Below are 26512 nucleotides of genomic sequence, written 5' to 3' on the forward strand. Positions count from 1 at the left end.
CCTCACTCCTCTTGAATTCCTCAGGATCGAACATCGGATGGTTCTCCTGTGGTTCAAGTATACGGCGGGCAAGCGTCGCTGCTATATCTGCTGTGGTTACCAATTCATGGTCAAATTATGACTTTGCCGCAAAAACAAAAGACGCAGCATGCTGCGTCAGTGTTTATACGGTGCGGGACTGTTTCCGGAACTCCTGCGGGGTGATGCCTGTGCACTTCTTGAACATTTTTGTGAAATGCGAGTAGTTGTAATACCCCACCTTGCCCGCGATATCCGTTACTTTGACCGTGGATTGGGAAAGCAGCGTTTTGGCCATATCCACCCTGCGCTGCAGGATGAATTCGGAGAGCGACATTCCCTTTTCCTTGCGGAAAAGGCGGGAGAGATATGCCGGATTGAATCCGGCGAAGGCAGCCAGTTCCTCTCTCATGAGTTCCTCGCCGATATGATTCTCAATATATACGCACAATTGGTCCACCACCGTCATCGGGTTCTGGTCATCCGGATATAACACGGGAATGACGCGATCGATCAAATCAGACGTCCACTGCTTCAATTGGGGCAACGAACGCGTCACGACGCCTTCTTCCGGTTCCCGCTCATCCCCGTACAAGCTGCGCACGGACACGTTTTTCTGGTGCAGCAGCGGATAAACCATATGCAGCATCGCATGGTAGTAGAGCCTCAGCATTTCCGGCGACAGATGCTCCTCGGTTTCCAGCAGCTCAAAGATTTCATCCACGCGCGTGCGCAAATCCGCGACTTTGCCCGTTTCGAACAGGATCGACAGTTCCGGGAGCCAAGGGATCGGCAAAAAACGATCCTCCGTTTGGCGGGCTTTCCTGTCATACGTAAAAACCCCTTCGAGCTCCCGGATATTGCGCCGCTCCATGTCCATCAATTCGTTTAACATGCCCTGCAGCTCCGTCACGGCCACAGGGGCGCCAACATAACAAGAAAGCCTGCAATAGAAGTAGCTGCCGCATTCCTGAATATACAGCTGGCAGTCTTTCTCAATGTCTTCCGCCAGGGGAACGATGCCGTCCTGCTCGTAGGCGAGAACGACGTTTAATCCGCCGTGATCCTGAAATACCTCTCCCGGACGTACTCCGAGCATCATCTCCCGGGCCGCATTGCGCAAAGCGTATTCCAGCACTTCTTCATCGCGCAGATTGAACTCGCGCACCCACTCCTCTACCGAAATCACAATAGGCAGCACGCGGGCATGGGGATCGATCTCCGCTCCGTAAACCTCAGCCAATTCTTCCAGTCGCTTTGTCGTCAACGCGACGCGCTGCGAAACGGCATCCTTCCAGAATCGTTCGGTCAATAGCGGTTTATGAGCCTGCCAGCGTTTATACGCCGTTTCATAGATTTCATTGGTATGTTTGCTCTGCTCGCCTGCCCGGATTTTTTCCACCGCCCGGGAAACGGTCTTCAGCAGCTGATCGGCCGGTGCAGGCTTCAGCACATAATCGAAACTGTTCAACTTGATGGCCGTCTGGGCGTAGTCGAACAGCGCATGCCCTGTGAGAAAAATCGTCAGCATGCCCGGATCATGTTTCAATACCCAGCTTTGCAGGTCAAGTCCCGTTTCGCCAGGCATTTCAATATCGCAGACCATGATATCGATGGCATGGCTTTTCAGAATCATTCTGGCTTCCTCGGCATCACCTGCGCCGAACACCCGGTCTATTCCGGCTCTGCTCCAGTCGATGCCTTCCATCATGGCCTGCAGCGCGTACACTTCATCATCCACGATCAACAGGTTGCGCATAGTTTCCTCCTTCTTCCTCTTCGGTCTGGGCGGGCAATCGAATGACGACAGCCGCCCCTCCTGCGGGCTGATTGCTAAATGAAATGCCGGCCTGATCGCCGTGCTTTACAAGCAAACGGTGGGCAACGTTCCAGATGCCAATGTGCTGTCCATCCGGATTTTCTGCATATTGTCCTTGCTGCAACCGGTCCAACAGCTCCGGGTCAAAGCCGACGCCGTTGTCCCTGACACACAGCTCAAGCATGCCGCGGGCGGGAGGCGTTCCGGCTGCAACGGAAGCCCCGCCGTCCTCTTGAGGCGCCCATTTGGCTTCGATTTCAATGACAAATGGCTCTGATCGCCGCTGAAAGCCATGGATAATGGCATTTTCGACAAAAGGCTGCAGCGTCAAAGGAGGGAGAACGTACTGCGAGATGGCCGGGTCAATGTCGAGCACGTAGTTCAAGCGATTCGGAAAGCGCAGCTTCTGGATTTCCAGGTAGTGCCGGATATGCTCCATCTCTTCGCCAAGCCGGATTTCGCGTTTGCCCGCACGCAGGCTGAAGCGGAAATAATCCGCAAGATGGCCGGCCATCTGCTGCACCAGTTCATGCTTCTGCAGCGAGGCCAGACTGTGAATGATATTAAGCGAGTTTAGATAAAAATGAGGATTGATCTGCATCTGCAGCTGTTTGAACTCCGCCTCCCTCGTTCGCAGCTGCTCCTCATATACATCGATCTTCAAATGCTGGATCTGGCTCGTCATTTGATTGAAGCTGCTCGTCACGAAGGCTAATTCGGACGAGGAGGGAGTCGGAAGCCGGACTTCAAGCTCCCCCTGGCTCACCCGCCGCATGGCGCGAATCAGCATGTGGATCGGCCGGAACAGGAGCTGGCGCATAAACACGAGCGCAGTGACCAGAATGATTGCCGCCCCCAGGGGCAGCAGGCGAATGATCCGTTGAAAAAACGGAAGGTTGCGCATCATGTCCTCTTCGGGCAGAAGCACAATGTAGTTCATGTCCGACATCGCCGAAGGGATGCCCAGCATAAGATATTGCTTGGTCTCTCCCGCGGACGTATCCTCCGAGATAACCTGATACGGACTCTGCAGGCCGGACAGGTGCGCGGCCGCGAGACGAATCTGACCCTCTTTCAGGGCGGAATCCGAGAGGGCCTTCCCGTCCTCGCCCACGATGACGGCGCCGCCCCGCCCTCCCGCTTCCGTGAACTGTTCGGGATGATTCAGCGCGTTCATATCCACAAGCGCTCCGGCGTAAAACTGCTGATTGATCCGGACCGTCTTCGCGAGCGCATTCCATGTCGGTCCTTGCACGATATCCCACTCCGGCTGCTGAATTTCACCTTCGAACTGCTGCATTTGCGCAGGCATGTTTTCGCGGACCAGCGACATTTTGACATCATAACTGCCCGATGTGGCGAGCAGCAGGTCGTCGTTCACGGCGTCATACAGAAAAAAAGAATCGATCAAGCTGTAGAATCCGAGATCGGTCATAAATTTGTTCATGATCCGCTGCTTCGCGATAATGTAATCGCCGCTGCCGTATTTCAGGAAGAACAATGAAATGATGTCGGGATCGCGTTCACCCAGACTGTATAAATAACGGTTGGTTTCCTGCAGCACGCGTTCATTCTGCTCCACGCTCTTTGCCAGATGGTTCATGTTGGTAAGAGACACTTGATCCCTGACCACATTCATGGCATACACGTTGTTGTAATACATCAGCAAAAATAGCGGAAGCATGATCAGCGTCAATCCAACTATGAATTTAAAGCGTAATGAACGGATAAAATTCATCGTCTCCCGCCCTTTTCGAAAGCGTTATCAAAAGTGCCTGTACGCAGGGCATGTCAACCTCGAATGTACGGCATCTGCAATTTCCTTCCTTTTATGGCATGTTTCATTGTAATCACGGTCATTGTTCATTGTCTATGTCATTCCGTGACCTGTTTCTGAACATTATGGTGACTTTCCTTTCGAATCGCTTTGCCGCCTCGTGTTGCTTCGAAAGTCGACTTTCTCTTTACCGCACTAACAATCACACAAGGCACTGCGAGTGCAGTACCATCTTCCGATCGCTGTTATCCCCAGATTTTTTGATTCCCCTTTTCTAAGGGGAAAATCCGGTGATAAGCCTATGCTTCCGATGCAGCTTTCTTTCAGAAAGCTTTCAGCGAACGCTTCGCTTCTCCAGATTGGTTCTGCCTCTCCGTTGACGTGTGTATGTTTTTTGCGGTTTACATAGATAGTTCTCCATTTGTAAAAAAAATCCTTCAACCCTTCGGTTAGAGCAGAGGGGCAGGTGATGTCCGGCAATCCCCCTTGTCTTCGGCAGTCATGAGCAGAGTTGTACAATTCGTAGTTCGGCACGTACACCTAAGCGCCCACCCAAGCATATGATACGTTGACTTTCAAGAAGAAGGGTGGCCTGCAGCATGCATATACAGCTCACTTCGTTGCATTATGTATATCTTGCTTTTATCGTCCTGATCATGGCCGTCATGATTCGCCGCAGGGATACAACGATCATCTGCGTGGCCGGAGTAATGACGATCGGAATCCTTGCGACCGAAACATTAAGCGGGTCGGTTACCGGCATTTTCAACAGCTTTGTTTATGCGGCCAAAGAGCTGCTCAGCACCATATTCATCATCTCGATCATCGTGGCCATGAGCCGGGTACTGATCCGAACAGGCATCAACGAGACGATGGTTGCGCCGCTCACCCGGTTTATCCGATCGCCTCAGGTTGCGTATTGGGGCATCGGGCTCATCATGATGACGGTATCCCTGTTCTTCTGGCCGTCTCCGGCAGTGGCGCTGGTGGGAGCCGTGTTGCTTCCTGTCGCGGTCCGGGTCGGCCTGCCGCCCATCGGCGCGGCCGTCGCCATGAATCTGTTCGGGCACGGCATCGCTTTGTCGGGAGATTTCATCATTCAAGGCGCGCCCAAGCTGACCGCAGATGCAGCCGGATTATCCGTAACTTCCGTCATGTCTGCGAGCCTGCCCCTGGTCATCGTTATGGGCACCGTCTCCACGCTCACTGCTTTCTGGATGCTTCAGCGGGAGATGCGTTCAAACCAAGGATCGGGCAACCTTCTCCCGTCCTCTTCGCCGGAAGCCGTAACGGACACGCCGACGCAGGAAGCTCAAACAAACGAAGCGAATGCCGGCGTCCGCCCTTTACCTTCGCGGCTTCGGCACGTATTTGCCATTAGCATTCCTTTGTTGTTTGCGGTCGATGTTGTGCTCATGTTTGTGCTGAAGCTGCAGGGGGGAGATGCCACGGCGCTGATCGGCGGCACGGCGATCCTCATTTTGATCGCGGTAACCCTCGCGGCGCATCGTCACGAAGGACCCGAGCAGACCACGGAGTATTTGATCGAGGGGTTTCAATTCGGGTTCAAGGTGTTCGGGCCGGTCATTCCCATAGCGGCTTTTTTCTACCTCGGAGATGCCGCCATCAACGAATTGTTCAGCAGTCCGCTTCCGGACGGATCGCACGGCATCGTAAACGATTTGGGGGTAGCCCTTGCGGGCCTTGTGCCATTAAACCATACGGTGGGCGCAGTGACGCTAACGTTGACCGGGGCGATCACCGGCATGGATGGATCGGGGTTTTCGGGCATATCGCTGGTTGGTTCCGTGGCATCGATGTTTGCCGGAACGGCGGATGCAGCCCCAACCCTGACTGCGCTCGGCCAGATTGCCGCCATCTGGGTCGGTGGCGGTACGCTGATTCCGTGGGCGTTAATTCCGGCCGCGGCGATCTGCGGGGTTAGCCCGTTCGAGCTGGCCAGACGCAATCTGAAGCCGGTGCTGCTGGGATTGATCGTCACAACGGTGGTTGCGATTTTTCTGATGTAACTGGTCGTAAACGAACAAGATCAGCCAGTTCTTCATCACTCTTGTCCGCCAGATTCAGCAATTCAGCATAGGGATCCCCATTCAATCCCAACGCATATGCAAATGCCGGTTCCGTCTTCATTCCTTTATTTTTCAGTCTGCGTATCTCCTTATGCCCTTCACGTCCCCAATGCGTCAGCAACGCCCATTCGACCAGCATGTGCCTGTAGGCATTTTGCTGCCGGACCGGCATGGATTGGGCGAATATTTCCACAGGCCAGCCTCCTGTAGACACGCTGCAGACGACGTAAGGCGACACTCCCGTTTCTCGGGTTACTAGGGTACATTGGAAGCCTTCCATCTCTCCCAACGCTTGATGCACCACAGCTCTGAACCGCTCCAGATCCTCGGCTTCGCACAAGAGATCGATATCGCTGCCCGGCACATCGATATCGATGGGCACGGTTCCCGCGGGATATGGATGGTACGCCGCCAACAGCTCCATCAACCCGCTCTGCTTCAGTGCCCGATAAGCGGATCGCTGTCTTTCGTTGCCTGATGCAAGATGGGTCATGACGCCTGCCGCACTCGTCAAGTCCGGTCGCATCTCGCCATTGCTCATTCGGGTGAACCCGTGATGATTTGTTTCACTCTTCCCACTTGCCCATTCGTCAAGCGTACCTTGATGCCGTGAGGGTGTGTGGGGGAGTTGGTCAACAAGTCCTTGACGATGCCCCTCGTCAATTTGCCGGACCGCTGATCCTCTTTCAGGACGATATCCACCTCAAGTCCTGGTCTGATGTTTGCCCGTTGTTGTCCATTCATATGCCGTTCTCTCCTTCCGTTATTTGTTCATGCATGAAGAACATCATTCGTCGCGCTGCATTTATTGTAGAGCTTCCAGCCCGCCTTTGCCAAGGGAGAATGCTTGCTGTGAAAAACACAAAACCGCAGACTGCACCCTTTCGGGAGTCCGCGGCTTTGTCATGCTTATGGACGGTGATGCTTCGCCGAAACGTCATCGTTCGCAGCTTCCCTTGCTTTCAGGGCGAGCAGCTCGGAGACCGTGACGAACCGGTATCCCCGCTTTTGCAAGACAGGTAAAATTTGCTCGAGGGCAGCGATCGTGTGGGACTTGCCTTCAACCTTATCGTGAAAAAGAACGATATCCCCGTTACGGGCATTGGTCAGCACCTTTTTGGTAATACGCCCCACCCCTGGAGAGGCCCAGTCCCGCGTATCCTGATGCCAGGACCAGAGCACAATGGTGTACCCTTTCTGTTTCGCCATTTGCACCAGCGTATCATTGTAAAATCCGCCGGGGGGCCTAAACAAGACGGGACGCTCGGCTCCGGCCTCGATAATGGATTTCTCCGCCTCATCCATCTCGCGCAGCACCTTGCTTGCACCGGTCGATCTGTTGGAATACATGTGGTTAAATGTGTGATTGGCCACCTCATGGCCCTCACGCTGCTCCTGGACGATCAGCTCAGGATACTTTTCCGCCCATTTTCCGAGCACAAAAAACGTCGCCTTGGCATCATACCGTTTCAGCAAAGCCAAAATCTGCGGAGTCTGGACCGGGTCCGGACCATCGTCGAACGTCAGCGCAATCAATTTGCCCTGAGTCGGCACTTCCCACACGATCTCGCCGCGCTGCTCGTAGTAATCGCGGTTTTTCTTTACCGGCGAAGCCTGCGCTGTACTGCTGCTTAACAGCAAAATCATGACAAGTCCGATCATTCGGGCTGCCTTCAGGTTCATGTCGTTGTCCTCACTTTATGTTCAAACGTAAACTCCCTGTTAGCATTTCCCGAATTCGCGGAACTATGAGACCAGGACGAAACAAGTGCCTGCAGTCTCCTTGCAGCTTCTAAATTAACGGAAAATCTGATCAATCACCGCAATTTCCTCGGCGGACAACCGAACTTCCAAGGTTTTCAGATTGGATACGACTTGTTCCGGCTTTTTGGCGCCCGGAATCAATGCATCAATGGATGGTTGGGTAAGGTACCAGGCAAGCACCAGATGCGCGACCTCCACGTTTTTGGACTGGGCGATGCTCCGAAGCTGATCCACCTTGTCCAGATTTCGAATATAAGCTTCCCCGGTAAACAGCGGATTTTTGGCCCGGCCGTCCTTGAATGTCGTATCTTTGGTGTATTTGCCGCCAAGAAGCCCGGCAGCCAGCGGGAAATACGGAACGAATGAAATATGCTGCTCCGTCGTATACGGGAGAATTTCTTTCTCCACCTCCCGCTTGAACAGGTTATATTCCGATTGCAGCACGTCGACGTAACCATCGCGGTTCGCTTCGCGCAGCTGGTCGATCGAGAAGTTCGAAACACCGATCGCCCGTATTTTTCCTTCTTCTTTCAATCGGGCCAATGCTCCGACTGCTTCATCTTTCGGTGTGTGTTCATCCGGAAAATGGATGTAAAACAGATCGATGTAATCCGTTTGCAGCCGTTTCAGCGCTTCATCCACTGAAGCTTTCAAAAAGGCGGGGGAATTGTCGAGAACGATGCTGCCGTCCACGAATTTATGCGCAGCTTTGGTGGCGATGACCGCCTGCTGGCGCTTTCCGGTTTCTTTCAACACTTCGCCGATCAAGCGCTCCGAATGTTCAGGTCCATAAATAAAGGCCGTATCAATAAAGTTAATGCCTTGTTCCAGTGCCGTGCGAACGACATCCTTGCCCGTTTCGTCATTGAGCAAATTCGGATAAATATTGTGGCCTCCGACCGCATTTGCCCCCAGCCCGATGGGATTAACCACCAGCTCGCTCTTACCCAGACGTGTCTGTTGTTCTGTCATGTCTCACACATCTCCTTTATTGAAATTGATATGTAGGTACCCATCTATCAAACCGGATGAATCAGGCACCCGCAGCATCCCTGGACGAGGATCGGCTGTGATGAGATTATACCAGAAGCATAATCGGATTTAAAATATCGGATTTATCGGTTTCAGCTGTTCTTCAAAACGGTTGCCTCCACATCGTTGATGAAGCGGCGCAGCTTCGCCGCAACGTCCCGGTTGATTTCGCCGTTTTCGTACAGCTGCTGCACGGTATTGCGCTGTTCCTGAACGGCTACCATTTGCAGCTGCAGCTTTTCCTGATCGAACGGATCTTCCGTCTCATCCTCGTTCCATGACCTTAGCTTCGCAACGAGGCGTTCGTATTTAGCGATGACGGATAACGCCGCAGAGCGATTGCTGTCGTTCATCTGTGCACGGATAGCCTTGATCGCCGCTTCGGAGCTCCGCAATTTGACCTGGCGATACAGGTCCGCATTTTCGATGGCAAACGGTTTATCCGGTTTGCCCGCCCGGTTGGCAAACAGATGGCCGAACATGCGCCCGATCTCGCCGAGCGAATACATCATCTGTGCATTCGTGCGGCTGGAGAGCATCATTTCCTTTTTGTCCAGCCAACTATTGCATTTGAACGCCGCATCGGATGAGATGACTTGTTCATCCATCATGCTTTCGATTTCTTTGCGCTCTGCCCGGGTGCCGATCAGGCTGATATCCGCCTCTTGTTTCAAAAATTCCTTCTGTTTCCGTGCATCCAAGCCGGATGCTTGGCGAATGGTTTTGGAAAGGTCGGAAACCACAGCAAGGGCAGCAGCCTTGTTGTCGTCGGTCATCTCCGACTTGACGGCGCGTATGGCGGCCTTGAGCATCATGTTCCGCGCTTTGCGCTCCGTCTTCTGAGGAGTTTCCTCGCCGACGGATTCATCCTTTTTGGCTAATACAGGAAGCAAGGCACTGCCGGCAATCAACGTGAACAAAATAACACCCGCCGCCAAAAAGATGATCAGATCCCTTTCCGGAAAAGGAGAACCGTCCTGAAGAACATACGGAATGGAGAACGCCCCTGCCAGCGTAACGGCCCCGCGCACCCCGGACAATGTGATGATGCTTGTCTCTTTCACCTTTGGTTTGCCAATAAACGATTTGCCTAGCAGCGCGTCGCTGCCTTGCCAGAACAAATAAATCCAGGCGAACCGCAGCAGCAGCAGCAGAACCGAGATCAGAACGACGTATCCGAGCACCTGCACGTTGTCGAACGAGGCACTCGAGAAAATTTTGCCCAATACGTCAGGCATCTGCACCCCTAAAATGACAAAGACGAGACCATTCAAAATGTACAGAATGACCGACCACGTACTGGCCGATACCACCTGCATCTTGATCTGCACGGATTCGGTACGGTCCCGCTCAATCGCATGGATAATACCTCCCGCCACCACGGCCAAAATACCGGAAACGCCCAGCTCCTCGGTGACCATATAAATGATGAACGGCGTTAGAATCTGCAGGAGCATATGGACGGTGACGTCCTCCATGCCAAGCCTGCGGACCCAGACGCCAAGGCGAATGAGCAAAAACGACAAAATCGCCCCGAGCAGCAGTCCGCCAATCGAGATAATCAGAAAGCTGACCGATGCTTCCGCCAGGGAAAAGACGCCTGTAACCGTGGCCGCGATGGCGAATTTGAACGCGACCAGACCGGAAGCATCATTCATCAAGGCTTCGCCTTCCAGCAGCCTATGTATGCTTTTTGGCAAATGAACCCTGCCTGCCATCGCTCCGACGGCAACCGCGTCCGTGGGCGACAGAATCGCGGCGAGCGCGAAAGCAGCCGGTAACGGAATGCTGGGAATCCACCAATGAATCGCATATCCGGCAACCAGAACGGTAACAAAAACCAGGCCTAACGCCAGCAGCAGAATGGGAGCCCTCAGGTTCCACAACTCGTGCCTGGGCGTGCGTTTGCCATCGTTATATAGCAGCGGTGCTATGAACAGCACAAAAAACAATTCCGGGCTAAGCGGAAGCTTCACGCCGTGGGGTAGCAAAGCAACGACAACGCCCAGCGCGATCTGGATCAGCGGAACGGGGATAAACGGTACGAACCGGTTTAAAATATTCGATAAGCCGATCAGCACAAGAAGCACGAGCACGGGGATAAACAGTTCCATGATGACCTTCCTTTCCGCAGGCAAAAGTTTGACGTTTCGCATGTTATATCGTTTGGCGCTTACCTCAAACCCAAAAGACCGATTCTGACTATAAGATGTTACAATAAGAACCGGACAATACCTGCATTGGAAAGGATCTTGATGTTATGGCCTTCGGAATCAAACGGCAGGAACTGGCCGAATGGAAAAAACGCGTCGCTCAAGGCGAGCTGGCTTATCTGACTCATTATTGGATCGATTCCCGTTTCCCCGGCGTCACAACCGTGACCAAGGTGGGATGCGCCGACCTGGGACGGTTGGAGAAGTGGTGCAGGGATCACGGATTGGACCCGCAGTACATCCACCGGCGACAGCCCTACCCACACTTTGACCTGCTCGGCAGGCGGCAAAAGGAAATCCTGCTCGAAGAGGGGTTAACCGAGCACATTGAACGTTTCCGTCTTTAATGCTGTCGGTCGGTCATCCATTCCACCCGGCCCCTGCTTCTTGTGCGGGAACAAGAAAAAACGCCAGTTTTCGGGATGGCCCCCGTTGCACGGGGCATCCCTGAATACTGACGTCTTTCTGCACATGCCCGTTCAACGGTTCGCGTGCTCCAATTGCTTCATTTTCTCCAACAGCTTCAGTTCAATCTTCTTCAGCATACCCAGCATTTGCTGCTGCTCCTCTTCCGTAAGCGCCTGCAAAAGCTCCCACGTCATGCGTCCGCGATTTGCATTTAATGCCTGCGCAAGCTGTTCTCCTTCTTCCGTAAGGGAAAGCCAGACGATTCTGCGGTCTTCCTCGCTGCGTACGCGCCGAATCATGCCTTCGCTCTCCAACTGGTTCAGCACAATCGTCGTTGCCCCTGAAGAGAGGCTGAGCTGCCTGGCCACGTCGACAGCCATGCAGCGGCCTTCGCGCAAAATCATTCCAAGAATGTGACTCTTGGTTGGGTTCAGTTTGCAATTCGTGTCCGTTTTCTGTTTTTGCTCCAACACTTTGTTTTTATATCTGAAAAAAGCTTCAATCAATTGATCCACATTTGCCAATTGCGAGCTTTGCTCCGGTTCTGGGCGCATACCTTTTCCTCCCGACTAAAATCATAACCTGTCTTTTATTGTAACATATTTAACGAAAACGGTTTGAGCAATTTACCCTTACGGCTTCGCCAAAAAAATGAAATGGCAGTTGCAATCGTTCAAAAGATTTGTTTATAATAACATATACGTTTAAGTTACTTTTAGTTACTTAATGATTTTTGTAAATTTGTTATCATTAAGTAATTATATATACTGATGGCAAGCTACTTTAATGCAAGGGAACTTACAGACATGAACAATAATACTCCGTTACACGTTGATGTGTGCATCGTGGGAGCCGGTCCTGCCGGAACGCTGCTCTCTCATCTTTTGAACCGAAAAGGAATATCCACGGCATTGGTCGAACGGCAGGCGAACCTGCATAAGTCATTTCGCGGCGAAGTGCTTAACCAGGACGGCGAGGCTGTCCTGAACAAATACGGGCTGTATTCTCTCGTTGCCCAGAGCGGCACGCTTCCGCTCGCAAAAATAGAATACTGGGAAAACGGGAGCATTCTGCACACCGTCTATCCAGACGAACACGAGTCCCATGTAGGCATTCATGTGCCTCAGCATCATCTGCTTGACGTCATCGTTGCCGAGTCCGGCCGACTTCCGGGCAACCGGGAACATGTATTGTTCAATACGATCATGACCGGTCTGCTGAAAGACGAGCAGGATAACGTGATCGGGATTCACGTACGGCAAGACGGATCGCCCGCCTCCATCCGGGCTTCGGTCATCGTGGGCGCAGACGGGCGTTATTCGGCCGTCCGCAGGCATGCGGGTTTGGTTCCGGACGTCCGCAAGCACGGGTATGATCTGTTATGGGCGCGAATCCCCGCTCCGGCGGCATGGGAACCGGCCGTGCGCCTGGCCAGCATGGACGGAGAGCAGCTCGCGCTTTTCTCCCAGTTCGGCGGTTACGTGCAGATTGGCTGGAATATTCCGCAAGGCTCCTATCCGAAACTGCGGCAGCAGCATTTTGAGCCGTTCATCCGGCAACTGGTTGCCGCGTTTCCGTGCCTTTCGGATTCCGTGGCCGCCCATATCCGGTCATGGAGCGATTTTGTATTATTATCCGTGGAAAGCAGTTACTGCGAGTCGTGGACGCATGGCAATATTGTGCTGCTCGGCGATGCGGCACACACCATGACGCCTACGGGTGCTTTTGGCCTGAACGCCGCCATCGAGGATGCCGACGTGTTAGCTGAATTGCTGATCGGAATGGCTGATGACCACTTTATCGATATGGCTCCATTACAGCAGCTGCAGCTCGCTCGTGGGGAGAAAGTGAAACAACAGCTGGCCAAACAGGTCGACATGGAGAATTCCTTCCAGGAGCGTTACGCCTCCTTTATGGTTTAGTGTGTGCAAAAATGCCTGACTGCATCAACAAGAATAAAAAAACAGCCGGAATGCCTGTTTAGGGCAAATCGGCTGTTTTTTTGGGACAAACGCAATTAGCCTTCTCGCCCGTTCATGGCGCTCACCTTGAGCTCGCTTAAAGGCAAGCTGCCCCGTTCCGGATGGCGCAAGCGCACAGTCCGGCTCTCCCCCGGCAGCAGGTCAAAATAATTGTCGCTGAACCGGACGCGGCCGAGAGGAAGTTCCAGCTTGACCATACGGGCAATCGCATGATGCGCCGTCACCGTGACAGACAGCTCCTCTTCGTTGACGTGCACGCTCAGCCGGGATTCCGGCAATGCCACCTCCTTCGGATCGCGCAAGAAATATCGATTGGAAGGTGCCGCGAACCCTTCCGCGCTCAGTTCGACAATAACGTCTTGGGCACGCCGGCCCATAAGCGCCTCCGCTTCATTCAACTTCGCCACGCAGACCGCCGATTGCGGGCCCACCTCAGCGGCATAGCTGCTGGAGTATACGTTTCCGCCTTCAAAATCATACACCCGAAGCTGAAGCTGCCCACGCACCGGTTCCAGCGTATCATTCACCACCCAGAGGGCAAGCGGTTCGCCCGGTTCATGCTCCAAGGACAATAAAACAGGGTGAAAGAACACTTTCCCATAATAAAAAGAAGCCTTAGGCAGCAGCTCATAATCAATCATCGACCAGCTCGTGCCCGGCCAACTGTCATTCAGCTGCCATACCAGCGCACCGCTGTTGCGGTGTTTGATCCGCCGGAAATGTTCAATGCCGTAACGCAAGCCTTCGGCCTGTGTCAACATCGAAAAGTTCATGTATTCATCGATGTTTTGCGGAATGCCTGTGTAGCCTTCCATCAGCAAAATGCCTTTCTGGTGGTTCGTGTCTTTATTTCGGTAAGCCATCTCAGGGCTCCCCCAATAGAACTGGCCAGGAGGCATGTTTTTTTCAAGCGTATACCTGTTCGCCGAGGCATGCATGCCGAATTCGCTGCTAAACAGCGCCATATCCTTTTTATAGTTTTTGAACGTTACGCCTTCGACGCTGTAGTCCAACAACGGGGGTTCGCCTTGTTTTCGCGGATACACCGATCCATGCCACACCTGCCAGTTGTGCCGATCACCGACGCCGGGATCGTTGGCATCCATGCCGTGGCTATCGCCAAAAGGCGAGGATGGCCAATATGGCCTGGACGGGTCAAGCCGTTCCAACGCTTCCGGAATCAGCTCGTGATAGATCAATTCGCCATAGAACGGGCTTGTTATATCTCCGCTTGCCGATTTCATGTCATACAGCCAATCGATTTCGTTATTGCCGCACCACAGGGCAAGGGAGGCCCGATTGCGCAAACGCAGTACATTGTTTTCCACTTCCCTGCGCACGTTCTCCATGAAATCCTGATTGAAATCCGGGAACAATGCGTTGGCAAACGCAAAATCCTGCCATACCAGCACGCCTTGACGGTCACATTCGTCATAGAACACGTCTTTCTCGTAGATTCCGCCCGCCCATACCCGGAGCATGTTCATATGGGCTTCCACGCTCAGCTCGATCAATTCGCGATAACGGTGCTCCGGAATCGAACCGATCAGATGATCTGCGGGAATCCAGTTGGCGCCCTTGGCATATATCTTCACTCCGTTCAGCACAAACGCAAACGAAGATTCTCCTTGCTCATTGTGCAGGGCAAGCTCCATCGTGCGAATGCCATACGGTTCGCTGTACCGATCCGCTTCCCGGCCATCTGCATAAAGAACGACTTCAAGCGTATGCAAATACGGCTCGCCAAGATCATGCGTCCACCATAAACGCGGTGATGACACTGACAAAGAAGCCTTCGCTTGTCCTGCCAGCACGTCCAGGCCGTGAGCCGATGCGACTTCGTTTCCTTGTGCATCAAGCAGTCGTACATCGCAAGTAAGAGAGATCGGATGCTCCCTTCGTTTCTTGCTGCGAAAAGACTCAACGGAGGCGGCTTCTGCCGTAACATCGACAAGGGCCTGCTGCTTGCTCGCAGCACGGGTCTGCGCATACACGCTCTTTAGCTGGGCACGGGTGCTGCGCTTCAGCCATACCTTTCCCCAGATCCCCACAGTGACCATGCGCGGGCCCCAGTCCCATCCGAAGTTCATGGCCGCCTTGCGTAACCAGGGTCGTTCCTTCGTATAGGAGGACCAGTCAAACTGCTCCTTATCCCGATGATGGATGGATAGCGGATCGAATTTTACGGCGACAGCATTCCATCCATTGCGGATGATCGTTGTGACGTCGAACGTATGGGACATCAGCATGTTGGCTGTTTTGCCGATTTCATGCCCGTTGACGTATACCGTTGCAAAGGTATCAAGCCCCTCGAAAACCAGTTCAAAGCGATCTTCCGCGTTCATCTCCTTCACGCAGTTGAAGTTGGTTCTGTACCACCATTCCTTATGTTCGATCCAACGGCTTTTGGCATCGTTATGCCCATAATACGGCGGATCAATAATACCGCGTTGAATCAGGGCTGTGTGCACATCCCCCGGCACGTCCGCTCCGATCCAAAAACGGTCGTCCAATCCGGCCGCCGCCAATTCCATGGCCCGTTTTTCGCCCACCTCGAAATGCTGTATTTTCCATTCTCCCGACAAATCCAGATCTGAATTCTTCAACGTCATCATGTGCCTCTCTCCCAGCATTAAACATAGTCGTGCAGAAACCGTTTTCAGAAAATGAAACGAAAAATATACAAATATATTGCCTCTGATTTCACCCAACACTCAAAGATAACGCATACATAGCTAACTTAACACAGACCATTGCCCTGCGTCCAAAAAATTTCGTTCACAAAAAAGGAGCCCTCCTTCGAGAGCTCCTGCAAAGACGCCTTTCGTTTTGAATCGTAAAATTAGGATGATATGATTCCGGTTTATTCGATGCTGCTTTTCACGAGATCGGCAAAAGCTTCCGACCCTTCCACCGTCAAATGCACGCCATCGTGCTCAAAATATTCGTCGTGCCCTTCGCTTGCACTATACCAATCGATCAGCGATACATTGTCGTAGCTGCTTTCCGCATCGTTCAACGCTTTATTGACCGTACGCTCCCAAGGACGTGGCACCCTTACCGTCACGAGATATACCCGCTCTTTATCCTTGAGGGAGTCAAGTACGGCATTCAGACTCTTCGAGTTAAAGGAACCGTTCGTTCCGAGCTCAAGCACGACCCGGCTGCCCAATTTCCGATTCTGTGCCAGTTCCGCCAGAACGTCGGCAGCCTCCCACATCTGGCGGCCGACATGCCCGTCCACGTATACGCCGGCTATGCCTTTTTCAAGATAAGGTTTGGCATCCAGAATAACCGAATCTCCGATCACGGTATATGCAATTTTTCCGTCCTTGGCCGACAGTGGAACGACATCTTCCTTGCCCGCTTCATTGGACGGAGCTTCCGGCGCTTTCCCCCCTCTGCTGCCTTTGGAGTCGGGGACGTTTCCCTTCGGTTCATTCCCCGAAACGACCGGCGCATCTTCCTGCACCGGTTGTTTTCCTTCGCCGGAACCCGCTCCAGCGGCCGGCTTATCATTGCTTGACTGCGGCTCTCCCTGATCGTTGCTTCCATTCGCCGATTGGTCTGAACCGGATGAAGGCTTCTCGCTTGCAGTTACATGCTGTTCTTCAGCAGGGGTAGAGCCCGCATCGTTGGGGAGCAGCGTATGGCCTTCTTCTTCATTCGATTCACGATCTCCGTTGAATGTGGCCGAGACCGATTCCGAATGGGAATCCACGTTGGCGGCCGATGTAACCATCATCTGCGAAATGGTGAAGCAAAACAACAGCAAGCCCATCATAAGAGCAGCACGTTTTCCCCACAATTGGTGCTGCGGAACATTCTGCCGCCCCTTACCCCACCATCCGGAAAACGCATGGCGAAACCCGTTATGCCGAATCGGGTTTTCGATATACTTCAAAGATAACGATGCCAGCACAAACGTCGCCAGCACTTGCAGCAGCATGCGTACAGGGTCTGCTCCATCCGTGTCCACGGCAGGGCTGGTGAGCACAATGACTGGATAATGCCACAGGTATAGTCCGTATGAACGTTCACCAATCCAGCGCAGCGGCTTTGCGCCGATGACGCGTGCCAGCAACGACGCGGGGTGGGCCAGCACTGCCACAAGCACCGTGGTAGCAAGAGCCTGCAATGCCATGCCGCCCATATATAACGAAGGATCGTACTCGCTGCTGGTCAACAGCATAACCACAAGCACGCCTAAGGCGGTCAGTCCCACCGCATCCATCATCATTCTGCCCCTGGCGGCAATCGATGCGGACAGTTTGCGGCTCGGCCATACGACAGCCAAAGCTGCGCCTGCGAGAAGGGCAAATGCCCTCGTGTCCGTTCCATAATAGACGCGGCTTGGATCGAGATCCGGATCGTACAGGATCGCCATCATGCCGGCGGACAATTCCGCAACCACCACGATGAATACGACCAGCCATCCTTTCCGTTTAAACAATGCGATCGACGCAATGAGAATCAAAGGCCAAACGATATAGAACTGTTCCTCCACGGCCAGTGACCAGAAGTGGCCGAACGGCGATGGCGGCCCAAAACTCTCAAAGTAAGAAACGTGATGAAAAATGTACCACCAATTGCTTATGTATAAAATGCCCGAAATGATGTCTCCGCGAAGCGCCGCAAGCCGGGAAGGATCAGTAAACAACAACCAGATCATTACAACCGCCGTCATCGTGAGCATGCCCGGGAGCAGCCGCCTTGCCCTGCGCAGCCAGAAGTCGCCAAGGGCGATCCGCCCGTGCGCCTTCCATTGAGACAGTAGAATATCCGTTATGAGATAGCCCGATAAAACAAAAAACATGCCTACTCCGAGCAAACCGCCGGGAATAAATCCTAAATTCAGGTGATAGGCGATGACCGCCATCACCGCGATGGCCCTCATGCCATCCAGCCCGTTCATGTGGCGTCTGCCATTCATTACTTGTGACATGCAAGCCCCTCCTTGTCAGCAGGAGCCGACGCCGAAATCGTCCGTAGCGTTGCCGTGCTTGTTGCATTTCTGGTTGTCATCCACATCATTAACATTCGTACTGCACCTTCCATCCTTCATTTCCACACAACAAAGACGCGTCATATTCTGTTCGCGTTGCATCTATATTTATTGAATCCGCATCGCTTCCCGTTTAGCATTATACGCCGATGCTTCCGGGAAGAAATGACAGCAACCATTACAAATCAATGAAACGATGTAACCTTTTCTGCCAGATTCAACTAGCTGTAAAATCATACTGCAAAACCGCCGTTTAATACAATGTTTTTCTCGTACTGGACAATATTACCTGTCATTTCATGGCCGCGTTTTCATCCGCAATGCAGAAGCACTTCCACAGATGTCGTGAAAACCCGACTTCGTCCGACAAAAAAAGGCTGCAAACCATGTCTAACAGCCATTACCCATTATAAACCGAATTATTGCCAGATTGAAAGTTTTGCCCCGAATTGCGTCCAGATACCTAGGACCAGGGAGAGAGTACGCATTAGCGTATGGAATCGCCAAGAAGGTGCATATTGATGAAAGTTCTGCAATTCTATGAAATCTCATGCCCGGACAAACGCGTACATTACGCATATGGTTATGAACTGCTTCCCGTTCGTCCATACTATAACCTACGAATACTACGTCATGAACCATGGCAGGGAGGATGCAACATGAACCGGAAACAACCGCAGAACAATCAACCTGCACCACCGAAATTGCCCGTTCCGCTGGAATTGGACCGCACCTGGTTGAACCAGCTCGAATCCCGGCTTGACAAAGGCGGTCCCTGGGGCGATTACCGGCTCTTTCAACTGGCGAATCAAGCCGAAGAAACGAATCTCATTCCCAATTTTGACGAAATCCAGTGCCTGAAACATCTGCAAGGGCTTACTCCGCTCCCCCATCAACTGGATACTGCCCGCAAGGTACTCTTTGAAATGTCGGGCCGTGCCATTCTTGCCGACGAGGTAGGTCTGGGCAAAACGATCGAGGCCGGGCTGATCCTCAAAGAATACATGATCCGTGGACTCGTCTCCAAAGTGCTTATTCTCGTGCCCGCATCCCTTGTCCTGCAGTGGGTGCGAGAGCTGAATTCCAAGTTCGGCATTCCCGCAGTCGCGCAGAAAAAAGCCTACTCCTGGCAATCCGAAGTCGTCGTTGCCTCCATGGATACGGCCAAACGCGATCCGCATAAGGATATTTTGCTGGGCACGGACTACGACATGATCATTGTCGACGAGGCCCACAAGCTCAAAAACAAAAAAACGACGAACTATCAATTCATGCTCAAAATGCGAAAAAAGTATTGCCTGCTGCTTACCGCTACCCCGGTGCAAAACGACATGGGCGAGTTGTTTAACCTCATCAACCTGCTGAAGCCCGGGCAGCTCGGCAAGCAAGGCGATTTTGCCGCCAACTTCGTCGTCGACAAACGTATACCGAAAAATCAGGAGCAGCTCAAGGACGAGCTGTCCAAGGTCATGATCCGCAATCGGCGCGGTGAAGGCCCCGTTCAGTTCACGAAACGCAATGTATCTAACGTGAATTTGCAGCTTTCACCAGACGAGCAGGCTCTTTATGATGCGGTTACGGCCTTCGTGAAGGATCAATACCAGGAGGCCGGCGGCAACTTAAACAGCATGCTGTCACTGGTCACGCTGCAGCGTGAAGTATGCAGCAGCCGCGATGCCGTCTTTGTCACCCTGGTCAACCTGGCCAAAAAGCTTCCGCTGGATTCTCCGCTGCGGGACAAGATCTGGGAGCTCGTTGCCCACATCAAAGCCATCAAGGCCAATTCCAAAGCGGAAAAAACGATGGAACTCATTCGCGACATGAACGAAAAAGTGATCATCTTCACGGAATACCGGGCCACGCAGGAATACCTGCTGAACTATTTCCGCAATAACGGGCTGACGGCAGTTCCCTACCGCGGCGGTATGAACCGGGGCAAAAAAGATTGGATGATGGACCTTTTCCGCGGTCGCGTGCAAGCCATGATTGCCACGGAAGCGGGCGGCGAGGGCATCAACCTGCAGTTCTGCCACCATATGATCAATTTCGATCTTCCATGGAATCCGATGCGGGTCGAGCAGCGAATCGGGCGTGTACATCGGCTCGGGCAGCAGAACGACGTCAATATCTATAACCTTTCGACGACAGGCACCATTGAGGAGCATATCCTGAACCTGCTTCATGAAAAAATCAACATGTTCGAAATGGTTATTGGCGGCCTGGACGTTATTCTGGAACGGCTGGAAAAGAAAGAATCCATCGAAAAAAGCCTGTACAAAATCATGCTGGAATCCCAAAACGAAGACGATATCCGGCGCAAAATGGATTCCCTCGGCCAATCGCTCCATTCCATTCAGCGCGAAGTACAGAGTGAAGTTCCCGAGCGGGAATTACGGGAAGGAGGAAGATCACGATGAGCATGGCGCCAAACGAAGTGCAGGCTTACGTGCTGACCTATCTGGAAGCAACGGATTGCGACATTTTGGAAAAATCCCCGGCCCATGTTACGGTCAAGCTTTCTCCGGAGGCAGACAAAGCCCTGACGAATCGCCCTTATTACTGGGGGTTTGTGGAACGCACCGGCGCTCCGGCCGAAACGATGTCGTTCACCTTCGTTTTCGATCCCGAAGCCTATCAACGCTCCCTGGAAGCAGCAGAAGCGGCTTCCGCCGCCTCGCAGACGCCGAATTCACCTGCAGCAGGCGGTGAAGCAAAGGAAAGCATTTTGGGCCGGTATTTCGGCATTGCTCCTGCCCTTCCGCAGCTCGGACCAGGGCGCATCCTGCGCGAGGATGTCGTGTACGGCAGCCGGCGGTTGCAGCAAATTTTCGGCGCTGCCCGCGAAGGCGGCTCCTATGTCAATTTGTTCGAGCAGCCTGCCAAGCGGCAGCTGAACGCTTCTGCCCCATCCCTGTACGAGCCCTGGCTCGGCGTCTGCTTCAAGGTGGAATTTGCCTGCGACCTGAAGCGGGAAGAACTGCATTTCCTCGGCATTTCCTTACGGTCCGGCGAAATCGTCGAACGATTCGGCTCCAAGCTTAACCGGCGCGTCCTCAGCCCGCGGCTGGCCGAAAACATGCACGTCCAAACGGCCAAAATGTCGCTGGCCGCCGCCGGAGACGCGCTGGAAACCCATCTGACCAACCAGCTGATGCGGCTGGATTACAGCTGGGCCGAACAAGCGAAGCAGCGTCTGGAATTGGAGCTGTCCGTGCTGGATGCCTATTACGAAGCTGTTTTCAACGAAGAGGAAGGCGAAACGACAACGTCCAAACGTGCCGAAGCGAAGGATGCTTCCCCTGACGAAGACAAGGTAGAGCAAGCCGCATTGGCGCGCGAAGCCCTGAAACAGCAGTATGAAACACGTCGAACCGAAATGATCTGGCAGTATGAGCCCAAAGTGAAGGTTACGGCAATCAGTTGCGGCATGTTTCATTTAAGATAGACGTGGATGCTACTTTTCCAGCAAATGACGGCAAAAGTAGTGTTTATTCCTGAGCCGCCTGACGACAGGTTGCAGCACCCTTTGCACGGCCTGTCCCCTAGAATAGGAATTGGAATCGAATCGAACCGAAAAAGAAGGTGTGAGTCCATTGAACAAGCTTCTCTGCAGGCCGCGCATACTCCACGGGTTTCTGATCGGATTGGGAATAAGCCTGACCGGTCTGTTCGTGTCATCCTTCCCGATGTATGCAGAAGGCGCGGAACGGCAGCAACAGCGGGAGTCCTCGGCATATGCTGCCTCTGCGGCTAATCCCGAATTTACGCTCCCTTCTTCTGTACAAGCGCCCGAATCCGTGCTGCAGTTTGCCCGTGATCAGGCACGGGTGCTCGGAGCCGGATCACCCGAATCATCCCATATATGGGGTCGTGCAGAGCTGCGTTTCTTTCCCCTGGGGCCGGGGACACACGGCTGGTTGGTTCATGCTTATGTGGACGATGCGGCTCTAGGATATATGATCATCGTTGCCAGCGAACAGGGGGACCTGGTTCTAAGCGAATATGGCGAAGGCAAAGAGCCGCTGTACAGTTTCACTTTGCTGAAAAAGGCTCTGCGGAGGCAACAGCTCGATCCACAGGTGGTCACGGCAGGCGGAGGGTCAATCGAGCTTCGCTACATGCCGCCTATGCTGGCCTACTGGTCCGTGAAGCAAAAAAACGGAGATTCTTTATATATCGACGCTGCAGGAGGTGATCTGCTTCCGTTCGAAGTTGTGCAGGCCGCGGAACAACGGCTCGCCGCCGGCGATCCCCATTCCTTTTGGAGCCTTTCGTTTAAGGAAAAGCAGCAGATCGTATCTTCACCTGACCCCTACGTCCTGGATGCATCAACGTTTACGGTTGACCAGCTGCATGCTGTCCCCTTGTACGATCCGGTTGAACAATTGTCATGGATCACCTCGCCTGCGATTCCTGTGAAGGGAACTGACGATCTGTTCAAACTATGGGGTCAAGGCCAATCCATCGTATTCTCGGCTGGCGAACGCAACATGTATTATGGCGGCCCGCTGCCGGTCGGCGGCATTCAAGTCTGGACATCATTGTCGGACGGGATGAAGATTGCGTATGCTGCCATAGGCGGCAGTTCGACCATTCAACGAAGGGTGCCCTTGCAAACCTTGATCCATGACGGACATTTTTACGTGTTCGATCCCCTCGCCTCCGTGCATCATCAATGATACAATTGGTCATTATATCCAGTATTTCTATCGATATGGAGGGCATGATTCATGAAGAGGTGGGGCTTCGGTGTTGGCATTGGCGTAATCGTATGTTTTGCCGCGGGATTTTTTTGGATGGTTACGTTTATTCAAAACGTGGGTGTCCCCCAAGTCCGGATGATGCAAACATTGAATTCAACCAACCTGGACATTGGCGCACTCGGAACGGACGAACAAGGCCACGGACTGTTTCTGACCCGGAACAACTTACAGCGTACCACTCAACTGTTTCAGGATCGCATGAGCGAACAAGGCTGGACGTATACCGGACAGGAAGGTTCGGGTTATTTTTTCAAAAAAGGCCGGCAAACCGCGGTCGTCACAACCCGCATCATGCACCGGAAATTCATTCAAATTCAGGTGCAGCATAATATTGTCAACATTGCCGACTCATCCACAACAAATAAGACGCATTCCTCAGACTCACTCTAGGAAAGCGTCTTTTTGTCTTTCTTTGTACGATCTAAGTGAAGCCAGAGCTGCCCGCCGACCACTTATTTACGGTCCTTTCTTCTGACCCACATGGATAGGCCGTAGGGAAGCATGCCGAACCATTTAACCGCCCACGGTTCCTTCGTTTTGCGCTGTCCCTTTCGTTCCTCCCGCGGGGTTTCCATATAATGGACGACACGCTGCGTAATGTACTTCACCAATTCATCGCTCTTAGCCATTCTTTCGCCTCCTCACTATTCTACCGGCGGATCGCCGCCGGTTAGTTATAGTGTGCGCAGGACATCCGGCAGGTAAACATTTTTCCGGCTCGCAAAGTATGAAAAGCGTCAGAATGCACAGCCTAATGTCAAAGGGTTCCACTGCATCCAGTTCATGCGTGAGGTGCCTATATAGATAAGGAGTGTGCGTTAACATGTTAAAGCTGTTATCCGTGACGATGGCACTGCTCATCGGCCTTTCCACACTATCCCATTCCACTGCCTTTGCAAGTGCAGGAATCCAGCGTGAATCCGTTTCTTCACCATCTACCGAAAAACAAAGCGAAAGTCCTTCCCTTTTGCCGCTCATGGACGGGGATGCTTATCGCTCCTCCCACCACGCATTTGCCACACCGGTGATTTTACTCGATGTGGGCCATGGCGGAATTGATGGCGGTACAAGTGCGAAAGGCGTTTTGGAAAAAGACATCAACCTTGCCATCAGCCAGAAACTTTATCTGCTCCTGCGCAGCAAAGGATACGCGGTAATCATTAACCGGCTCGGCGATTATGCGCTCAGCGATGATAATCGTTGGCTGAACAGCCGTTCCAGGCACCATCGCGACCTGGCCCAACGGAAAAGCTTGAGCGAGGAAGTCAGTACCGACATTGTGGTCAGCATCCATGCCAACTGGAGCAAAAAAGCGGCCATCCGCGGTCCCGTCGTCTTGCACCAAAAGGAAGGCCGCAGTTATTTACTGGCCGAAGCCATTCAAAGCCGGCTCAATGACTTGTACGGAACCCGGCATGGCGTAGAATGGGGCAAACCGTTTTATTTGCTTAACCAGGTAAAACAGCCCGCCGTTATCGTCGAGACAGGATTTTTGAGCAATGCGAAGGATCTGACCATGATCAACGATTCCGAAGGACAGAAGCGGATCGCAGAGGCTATCGCTGACGGCATTATTTTTTATCTATCGGCTGTGTAGGAAAAGCGTTCCAACTCCATACTTCCCGGGCCAAATCGCCAATACCGACGAATTCAACCTGTCCTTTGTAGCGTATCATCGCCTCATGAACGACGGCGGATGTGTTCAATCCGGTATGGCCGACATGACCGATCACCACGCAATTGGTTTTATCGAGCGTATGTTTCACGGCAGCATCCATCTGTTTACGGATATGCTGCTGCGTATTGCGATCATCCAGAAATATGTCATTGCCGATGGGAGGCATGTTTTTCTGGACAGCCAGTTCGCCGACGATCGAGCGGAAATTGGTACGGCTGTCCACAAAAAACAGCCCCCGCTCCCGGCACACATCCAGTACGACGGACATAATGCGTTTGTCTGAAGTGATTTTGGAGCCCATATGATTGTTCATGCCGATGGCATAAGGAACGTCATCGATTGCTCTTTCTACCCGCTCCCGGACCTCCTCATCGCTTAGTCCTGACGTGATGGCGCCCGGACCGAGCCATTCAGGTCTTCCCTTTTTCGGTTCCATGGGCATATGGACAATGACGTCCATGCCCTTTTCATGCGCAGCGACCGCATCCTTTTTCGTTGTCGGCAAAAAAGGCATGACCGCGACCGTCAGCTTCGCAGGCACAGCCAATATTTCCGCCGTGCCCTTCATGTCGTTGCCTGCATCGTCGATAATAATGGCAAGCCGCTTATGCGGTTCGGAGGATTCAATGCCTGAACCATCCTTGCCGGCTGGCTTCTGCATGTTCCATCCAGCATTGGCATGTTCAATCAAGTCGGAGCGACCTGCCGCAGCTCCAAATGCCCCGGCTGAGCCCTGCAGCAGCATTAGCACCATCGCACCGGCCATGATCACTTTTACGGCCCTGTTTTTGCCTATTCGCGCTTGTTGGCCTACATCTTGCTTTTTCATCATAACCCCCTCCTTATGTCCGTGTACTCATTGTTTCATATTGGAGGAGTGAATATGTACGCTGCTGACCCAGTCTTTCCGGTAAAAAATTGCACGTCAAACAGGCTTGCCAATATCGCTGGAACGCAAGCCTGTCACGTCATATTTATGCTGATACAAGGACGAATCACTATGTTAGCGCCCCAGCAATGAACAAAGATTCAAGAGCGGATATCCCGCAGCTTATCCGTCATTTAGTGAGATCATACCTTAAATTGGCGGCAGCTTCCACTTGCTGAAAGCCTTCCTGAAGGTAGAGGTTCTTGGCTCGTTCATTCTCGGCATTGACGCACAGGATCGCTTGAGAGTACCCTTGTTCAACCGCGAACGCCATTGCCGCTCTAAGGAGAATTCTCCCCAGCCCTTTTCCTTGGTATTCAGGAACAAGCGCAACCGGCCCGATGTTCATGATCGATGCTCCTTGGAATTCATCGTCCGAACCCCGCACGATTCCAACGGGCCGGTCCCCATGATACAGCATCAGCATCCCGCCCTCAAGGTAATCCTCCTCCGCAACCATTTTGGTTACCATGTCCGGTGTTACCGGTGTTTCATTTCCTTTCAGCTTGGCGAAACCCGCGTTTCGGATCTCTGCCCATGCCTCTTCGTCCAATCCCGTACGGAAAGCTTCCAATCGATATCCGTCAGGCACCTCGAAAGTCGGCTTTTCGAGCTGATGATGTACCAGAATAAAGGCATATCGCTCCAGCTTGAAATCCAGCTTTTTCAACGTTTCCATAAATTCGTGATGTACGGTTGGCACAAAAACAAACAGGTGATCCAGCCCTTTCCCATGCTGTATAATCGACTTCAACAATCGGCCGTGTAGAGTGAGATCACTCACTTCGGCGTGAAAAATGCGGAACCGCCCACGCCGCCCTTTGCGGTGATAAGCATCTTTAATGAGCGAAACTGCGCCAACCACTTCCTCCGCCGAATCCAGGGCAATATAGGTCGGATTGTCTTCATGGATGGCAAAGTCGCGCAAGTCCTCTTCGTATAAAAACGAATCATCCACTTCATTACGGTGCTTCCTGCAATATGCTAAAAAGCTCCCCAGAGTTTCCTGGCTCAAAGCTTCAATTCTATGATTGG

General features: G+C 52.8%; 21 protein-coding genes. 8 read left to right on the forward strand and 13 right to left on the reverse strand.

All coding sequences use genetic code 11. The annotated features are described in order from the left end of the window. Positions 1 to 163: 163 nt before the first annotated feature. A complete protein-coding gene (locus RSX24_RS02605) occupies positions 164 to 1777 on the reverse strand; it encodes a response regulator transcription factor (protein ID WP_343259579.1) in 1614 nt (537 codons plus the stop codon). Further along, positions 1752 to 3575, reverse strand: a complete 1824-nt coding sequence (locus RSX24_RS02610; RefSeq protein ID WP_343259580.1) for a sensor histidine kinase — start codon at positions 3573 to 3575, stop codon at positions 1752 to 1754. The genes RSX24_RS02605 and RSX24_RS02610 overlap by 26 nt, the downstream gene beginning before the upstream one ends. 638 nt (positions 3576 to 4213) lie before the next feature. On the opposite strand from RSX24_RS02610, the gene RSX24_RS02615 reads away from it, so the two are divergent. Then, the gene (locus RSX24_RS02615) at positions 4214 to 5644 is read left to right on the forward strand and encodes a hypothetical protein (RefSeq protein WP_343259581.1); all 1431 of its coding nucleotides are present in this window, start codon (positions 4214 to 4216) and stop codon (positions 5642 to 5644) included. Here RSX24_RS02615 and RSX24_RS02620 read toward each other — a convergent pair. The 5 genes from RSX24_RS02620 to RSX24_RS02640 form a co-directional block, all read right to left on the reverse strand. Beyond that, entirely contained in the window at positions 5613 to 6245 is a 633-nt protein-coding gene (locus RSX24_RS02620; RefSeq protein ID WP_343259582.1) for a DUF4269 domain-containing protein, read from the reverse strand. The two genes, RSX24_RS02615 and RSX24_RS02620, sit on opposite strands and share 32 nt — an antisense overlap. Beyond that, positions 6242 to 6448, reverse strand: a complete 207-nt coding sequence (locus RSX24_RS02625; RefSeq protein WP_236417979.1) for a YwbE family protein — start codon at positions 6446 to 6448, stop codon at positions 6242 to 6244. The genes RSX24_RS02620 and RSX24_RS02625 overlap by 4 nt, the downstream gene beginning before the upstream one ends. A gap of 165 nt (positions 6449 to 6613) precedes the next feature. Then, the gene (locus RSX24_RS02630; RefSeq protein WP_339277317.1) at positions 6614 to 7387 is read right to left on the reverse strand and encodes a polysaccharide deacetylase family protein; all 774 of its coding nucleotides are present in this window, start codon (positions 7385 to 7387) and stop codon (positions 6614 to 6616) included. 114 nt (positions 7388 to 7501) lie between these two features. Continuing rightward, positions 7502 to 8440, reverse strand: a complete 939-nt coding sequence (locus tag RSX24_RS02635; protein ID WP_343259583.1) for an aldo/keto reductase — start codon at positions 8438 to 8440, stop codon at positions 7502 to 7504. Positions 8441 to 8592: 152 nt separating this feature from the next. Further along, the gene (locus RSX24_RS02640) at positions 8593 to 10614 is read right to left on the reverse strand and encodes a Na+/H+ antiporter (RefSeq protein WP_343259584.1); all 2022 of its coding nucleotides are present in this window, start codon (positions 10612 to 10614) and stop codon (positions 8593 to 8595) included. Positions 10615 to 10760: 146 nt separating this feature from the next. Between RSX24_RS02640 and RSX24_RS02645 the strand changes: the two genes are divergently transcribed. Beyond that, positions 10761 to 11060 carry a hypothetical protein gene (locus RSX24_RS02645; RefSeq protein WP_343259585.1) on the forward strand — a complete coding sequence of 100 codons (300 nt, stop codon included), beginning with the start codon at positions 10761 to 10763 and terminating at the stop codon, positions 11058 to 11060. A gap of 132 nt (positions 11061 to 11192) precedes the next feature. Here the strand turns inward: RSX24_RS02645 and RSX24_RS02650 are convergent, their stop codons facing one another. Continuing rightward, complete coding sequence (locus RSX24_RS02650) at positions 11193 to 11675, reverse strand: MarR family winged helix-turn-helix transcriptional regulator (protein WP_236417995.1); 483 nt, start codon at positions 11673 to 11675, stop codon at positions 11193 to 11195. A 252-nt stretch (positions 11676 to 11927) separates the two neighbouring features. On the opposite strand from RSX24_RS02650, the gene RSX24_RS02655 reads away from it, so the two are divergent. Then, positions 11928 to 13043, forward strand: a complete 1116-nt coding sequence (locus RSX24_RS02655) for an FAD-dependent monooxygenase (protein ID WP_343259586.1) — start codon at positions 11928 to 11930, stop codon at positions 13041 to 13043. 95 nt (positions 13044 to 13138) lie between these two features. Here RSX24_RS02655 and RSX24_RS02660 read toward each other — a convergent pair whose 3' ends face one another. Both RSX24_RS02660 and RSX24_RS02665 read right to left on the reverse strand, forming a co-directional pair. Then, positions 13139 to 15694 (reverse strand): beta-mannosidase, encoded by a 2556-nt coding sequence (locus RSX24_RS02660; RefSeq protein WP_438286765.1) that lies wholly within the window; start codon positions 15692 to 15694, stop codon positions 13139 to 13141. Between the two features lie 272 nt (positions 15695 to 15966). After that, on the reverse strand, positions 15967 to 18048 hold the full coding sequence (locus RSX24_RS02665) for an acyltransferase family protein (protein WP_343259587.1): 2082 nt from the start codon (positions 18046 to 18048) through the stop codon (positions 15967 to 15969). A 719-nt stretch (positions 18049 to 18767) separates the two neighbouring features. Between RSX24_RS02665 and RSX24_RS02670 the strand changes: the two genes are divergently transcribed. The 4 genes from RSX24_RS02670 to RSX24_RS02685 all read left to right on the forward strand — a co-directional run bounded on the left by RSX24_RS02670 (position 18768) and on the right by RSX24_RS02685 (position 23261). Continuing rightward, positions 18768 to 20525: a DEAD/DEAH box helicase gene (locus RSX24_RS02670; protein WP_343259588.1), complete on the forward strand. Its 1758-nt coding sequence runs from the start codon at positions 18768 to 18770 to the stop codon at positions 20523 to 20525. Next, the gene (locus RSX24_RS02675; RefSeq protein ID WP_343259589.1) at positions 20522 to 21553 is read left to right on the forward strand and encodes a YqhG family protein; all 1032 of its coding nucleotides are present in this window, start codon (positions 20522 to 20524) and stop codon (positions 21551 to 21553) included. The genes RSX24_RS02670 and RSX24_RS02675 overlap by 4 nt, the downstream gene beginning before the upstream one ends. 148 nt (positions 21554 to 21701) lie before the next feature. Beyond that, entirely contained in the window at positions 21702 to 22787 is a 1086-nt protein-coding gene (locus RSX24_RS02680; RefSeq protein WP_343259590.1) for a hypothetical protein, read from the forward strand. Positions 22788 to 22838: 51 nt separating this feature from the next. After that, positions 22839 to 23261 (forward strand): hypothetical protein, encoded by a 423-nt coding sequence (locus RSX24_RS02685; protein ID WP_343259591.1) that lies wholly within the window; start codon positions 22839 to 22841, stop codon positions 23259 to 23261. A gap of 62 nt (positions 23262 to 23323) precedes the next feature. Here RSX24_RS02685 and RSX24_RS02690 read toward each other — a convergent pair whose 3' ends face one another. Next, complete coding sequence (locus RSX24_RS02690; RefSeq protein ID WP_236418013.1) at positions 23324 to 23500, reverse strand: YqzE family protein; 177 nt, start codon at positions 23498 to 23500, stop codon at positions 23324 to 23326. A 194-nt stretch (positions 23501 to 23694) separates the two neighbouring features. Here RSX24_RS02690 and RSX24_RS02695 point away from each other — a divergent pair, with 194 nt between their 5' ends. Further along, on the forward strand, positions 23695 to 24468 hold the full coding sequence (locus tag RSX24_RS02695) for an N-acetylmuramoyl-L-alanine amidase family protein (RefSeq protein WP_343259592.1): 774 nt from the start codon (positions 23695 to 23697) through the stop codon (positions 24466 to 24468). Here the strand turns inward: RSX24_RS02695 and RSX24_RS02700 are convergent. After that, positions 24443 to 25378, reverse strand: a complete 936-nt coding sequence (locus RSX24_RS02700; RefSeq protein ID WP_339277298.1) for a divergent polysaccharide deacetylase family protein — start codon at positions 25376 to 25378, stop codon at positions 24443 to 24445. The genes RSX24_RS02695 and RSX24_RS02700 overlap by 26 nt on opposite strands. 229 nt (positions 25379 to 25607) lie before the next feature. Continuing rightward, on the reverse strand, positions 25608 to 26435 hold the full coding sequence (locus tag RSX24_RS02705; protein ID WP_343259594.1) for a GNAT family N-acetyltransferase: 828 nt from the start codon (positions 26433 to 26435) through the stop codon (positions 25608 to 25610). Between the last annotated feature and the right edge of the window lie 77 nt (positions 26436 to 26512).

Source organism: Paenibacillus hubeiensis (genome assembly GCF_032334105.1).
Classification (GTDB): Bacteria; Bacillota; Bacilli; order Paenibacillales; family Paenibacillaceae; genus Paenibacillus; species Paenibacillus hubeiensis.

What these genes read in the sequence shown, in the direction of transcription:
- RSX24_RS02605 (WP_343259579.1), bottom strand. Translation starts at nt 1,777, where the DNA reads ATGCGCAACCTGTTGATCGTGGATGATGAAGTGTACGCGCTGCAGGCC.
- RSX24_RS02610 (WP_343259580.1), bottom strand. Translation starts at nt 3,575, where the DNA reads ATGAATTTTATCCGTTCATTACGCTTTAAATTCATAGTTGGATTGACG.
- RSX24_RS02615 (WP_343259581.1), top strand. Translation starts at nt 4,214, where the DNA reads ATGCATATACAGCTCACTTCGTTGCATTATGTATATCTTGCTTTTATC.
- RSX24_RS02620 (WP_343259582.1), bottom strand. Translation starts at nt 6,245, where the DNA reads ATGAGCAATGGCGAGATGCGACCGGACTTGACGAGTGCGGCAGGCGTC.
- RSX24_RS02625 (WP_236417979.1), bottom strand. Translation starts at nt 6,448, where the DNA reads ATGAATGGACAACAACGGGCAAACATCAGACCAGGACTTGAGGTGGAT.
- RSX24_RS02630 (WP_339277317.1), bottom strand. Translation starts at nt 7,387, where the DNA reads ATGAACCTGAAGGCAGCCCGAATGATCGGACTTGTCATGATTTTGCTG.
- RSX24_RS02635 (WP_343259583.1), bottom strand. Translation starts at nt 8,440, where the DNA reads ATGACAGAACAACAGACACGTCTGGGTAAGAGCGAGCTGGTGGTTAAT.
- RSX24_RS02640 (WP_343259584.1), bottom strand. Translation starts at nt 10,614, where the DNA reads ATGGAACTGTTTATCCCCGTGCTCGTGCTTCTTGTGCTGATCGGCTTA.
- RSX24_RS02645 (WP_343259585.1), top strand. Translation starts at nt 10,761, where the DNA reads ATGGCCTTCGGAATCAAACGGCAGGAACTGGCCGAATGGAAAAAACGC.
- RSX24_RS02650 (WP_236417995.1), bottom strand. Translation starts at nt 11,675, where the DNA reads ATGCGCCCAGAACCGGAGCAAAGCTCGCAATTGGCAAATGTGGATCAA.
- RSX24_RS02655 (WP_343259586.1), top strand. Translation starts at nt 11,928, where the DNA reads ATGAACAATAATACTCCGTTACACGTTGATGTGTGCATCGTGGGAGCC.
- RSX24_RS02665 (WP_343259587.1), bottom strand. Translation starts at nt 18,048, where the DNA reads ATGTCACAAGTAATGAATGGCAGACGCCACATGAACGGGCTGGATGGC.
- RSX24_RS02670 (WP_343259588.1), top strand. Translation starts at nt 18,768, where the DNA reads ATGAACCGGAAACAACCGCAGAACAATCAACCTGCACCACCGAAATTG.
- RSX24_RS02675 (WP_343259589.1), top strand. Translation starts at nt 20,522, where the DNA reads ATGAGCATGGCGCCAAACGAAGTGCAGGCTTACGTGCTGACCTATCTG.
- RSX24_RS02685 (WP_343259591.1), top strand. Translation starts at nt 22,839, where the DNA reads ATGAAGAGGTGGGGCTTCGGTGTTGGCATTGGCGTAATCGTATGTTTT.
- RSX24_RS02690 (WP_236418013.1), bottom strand. Translation starts at nt 23,500, where the DNA reads ATGGCTAAGAGCGATGAATTGGTGAAGTACATTACGCAGCGTGTCGTC.
- RSX24_RS02695 (WP_343259592.1), top strand. Translation starts at nt 23,695, where the DNA reads ATGTTAAAGCTGTTATCCGTGACGATGGCACTGCTCATCGGCCTTTCC.
- RSX24_RS02700 (WP_339277298.1), bottom strand. Translation starts at nt 25,378, where the DNA reads ATGAAAAAGCAAGATGTAGGCCAACAAGCGCGAATAGGCAAAAACAGG.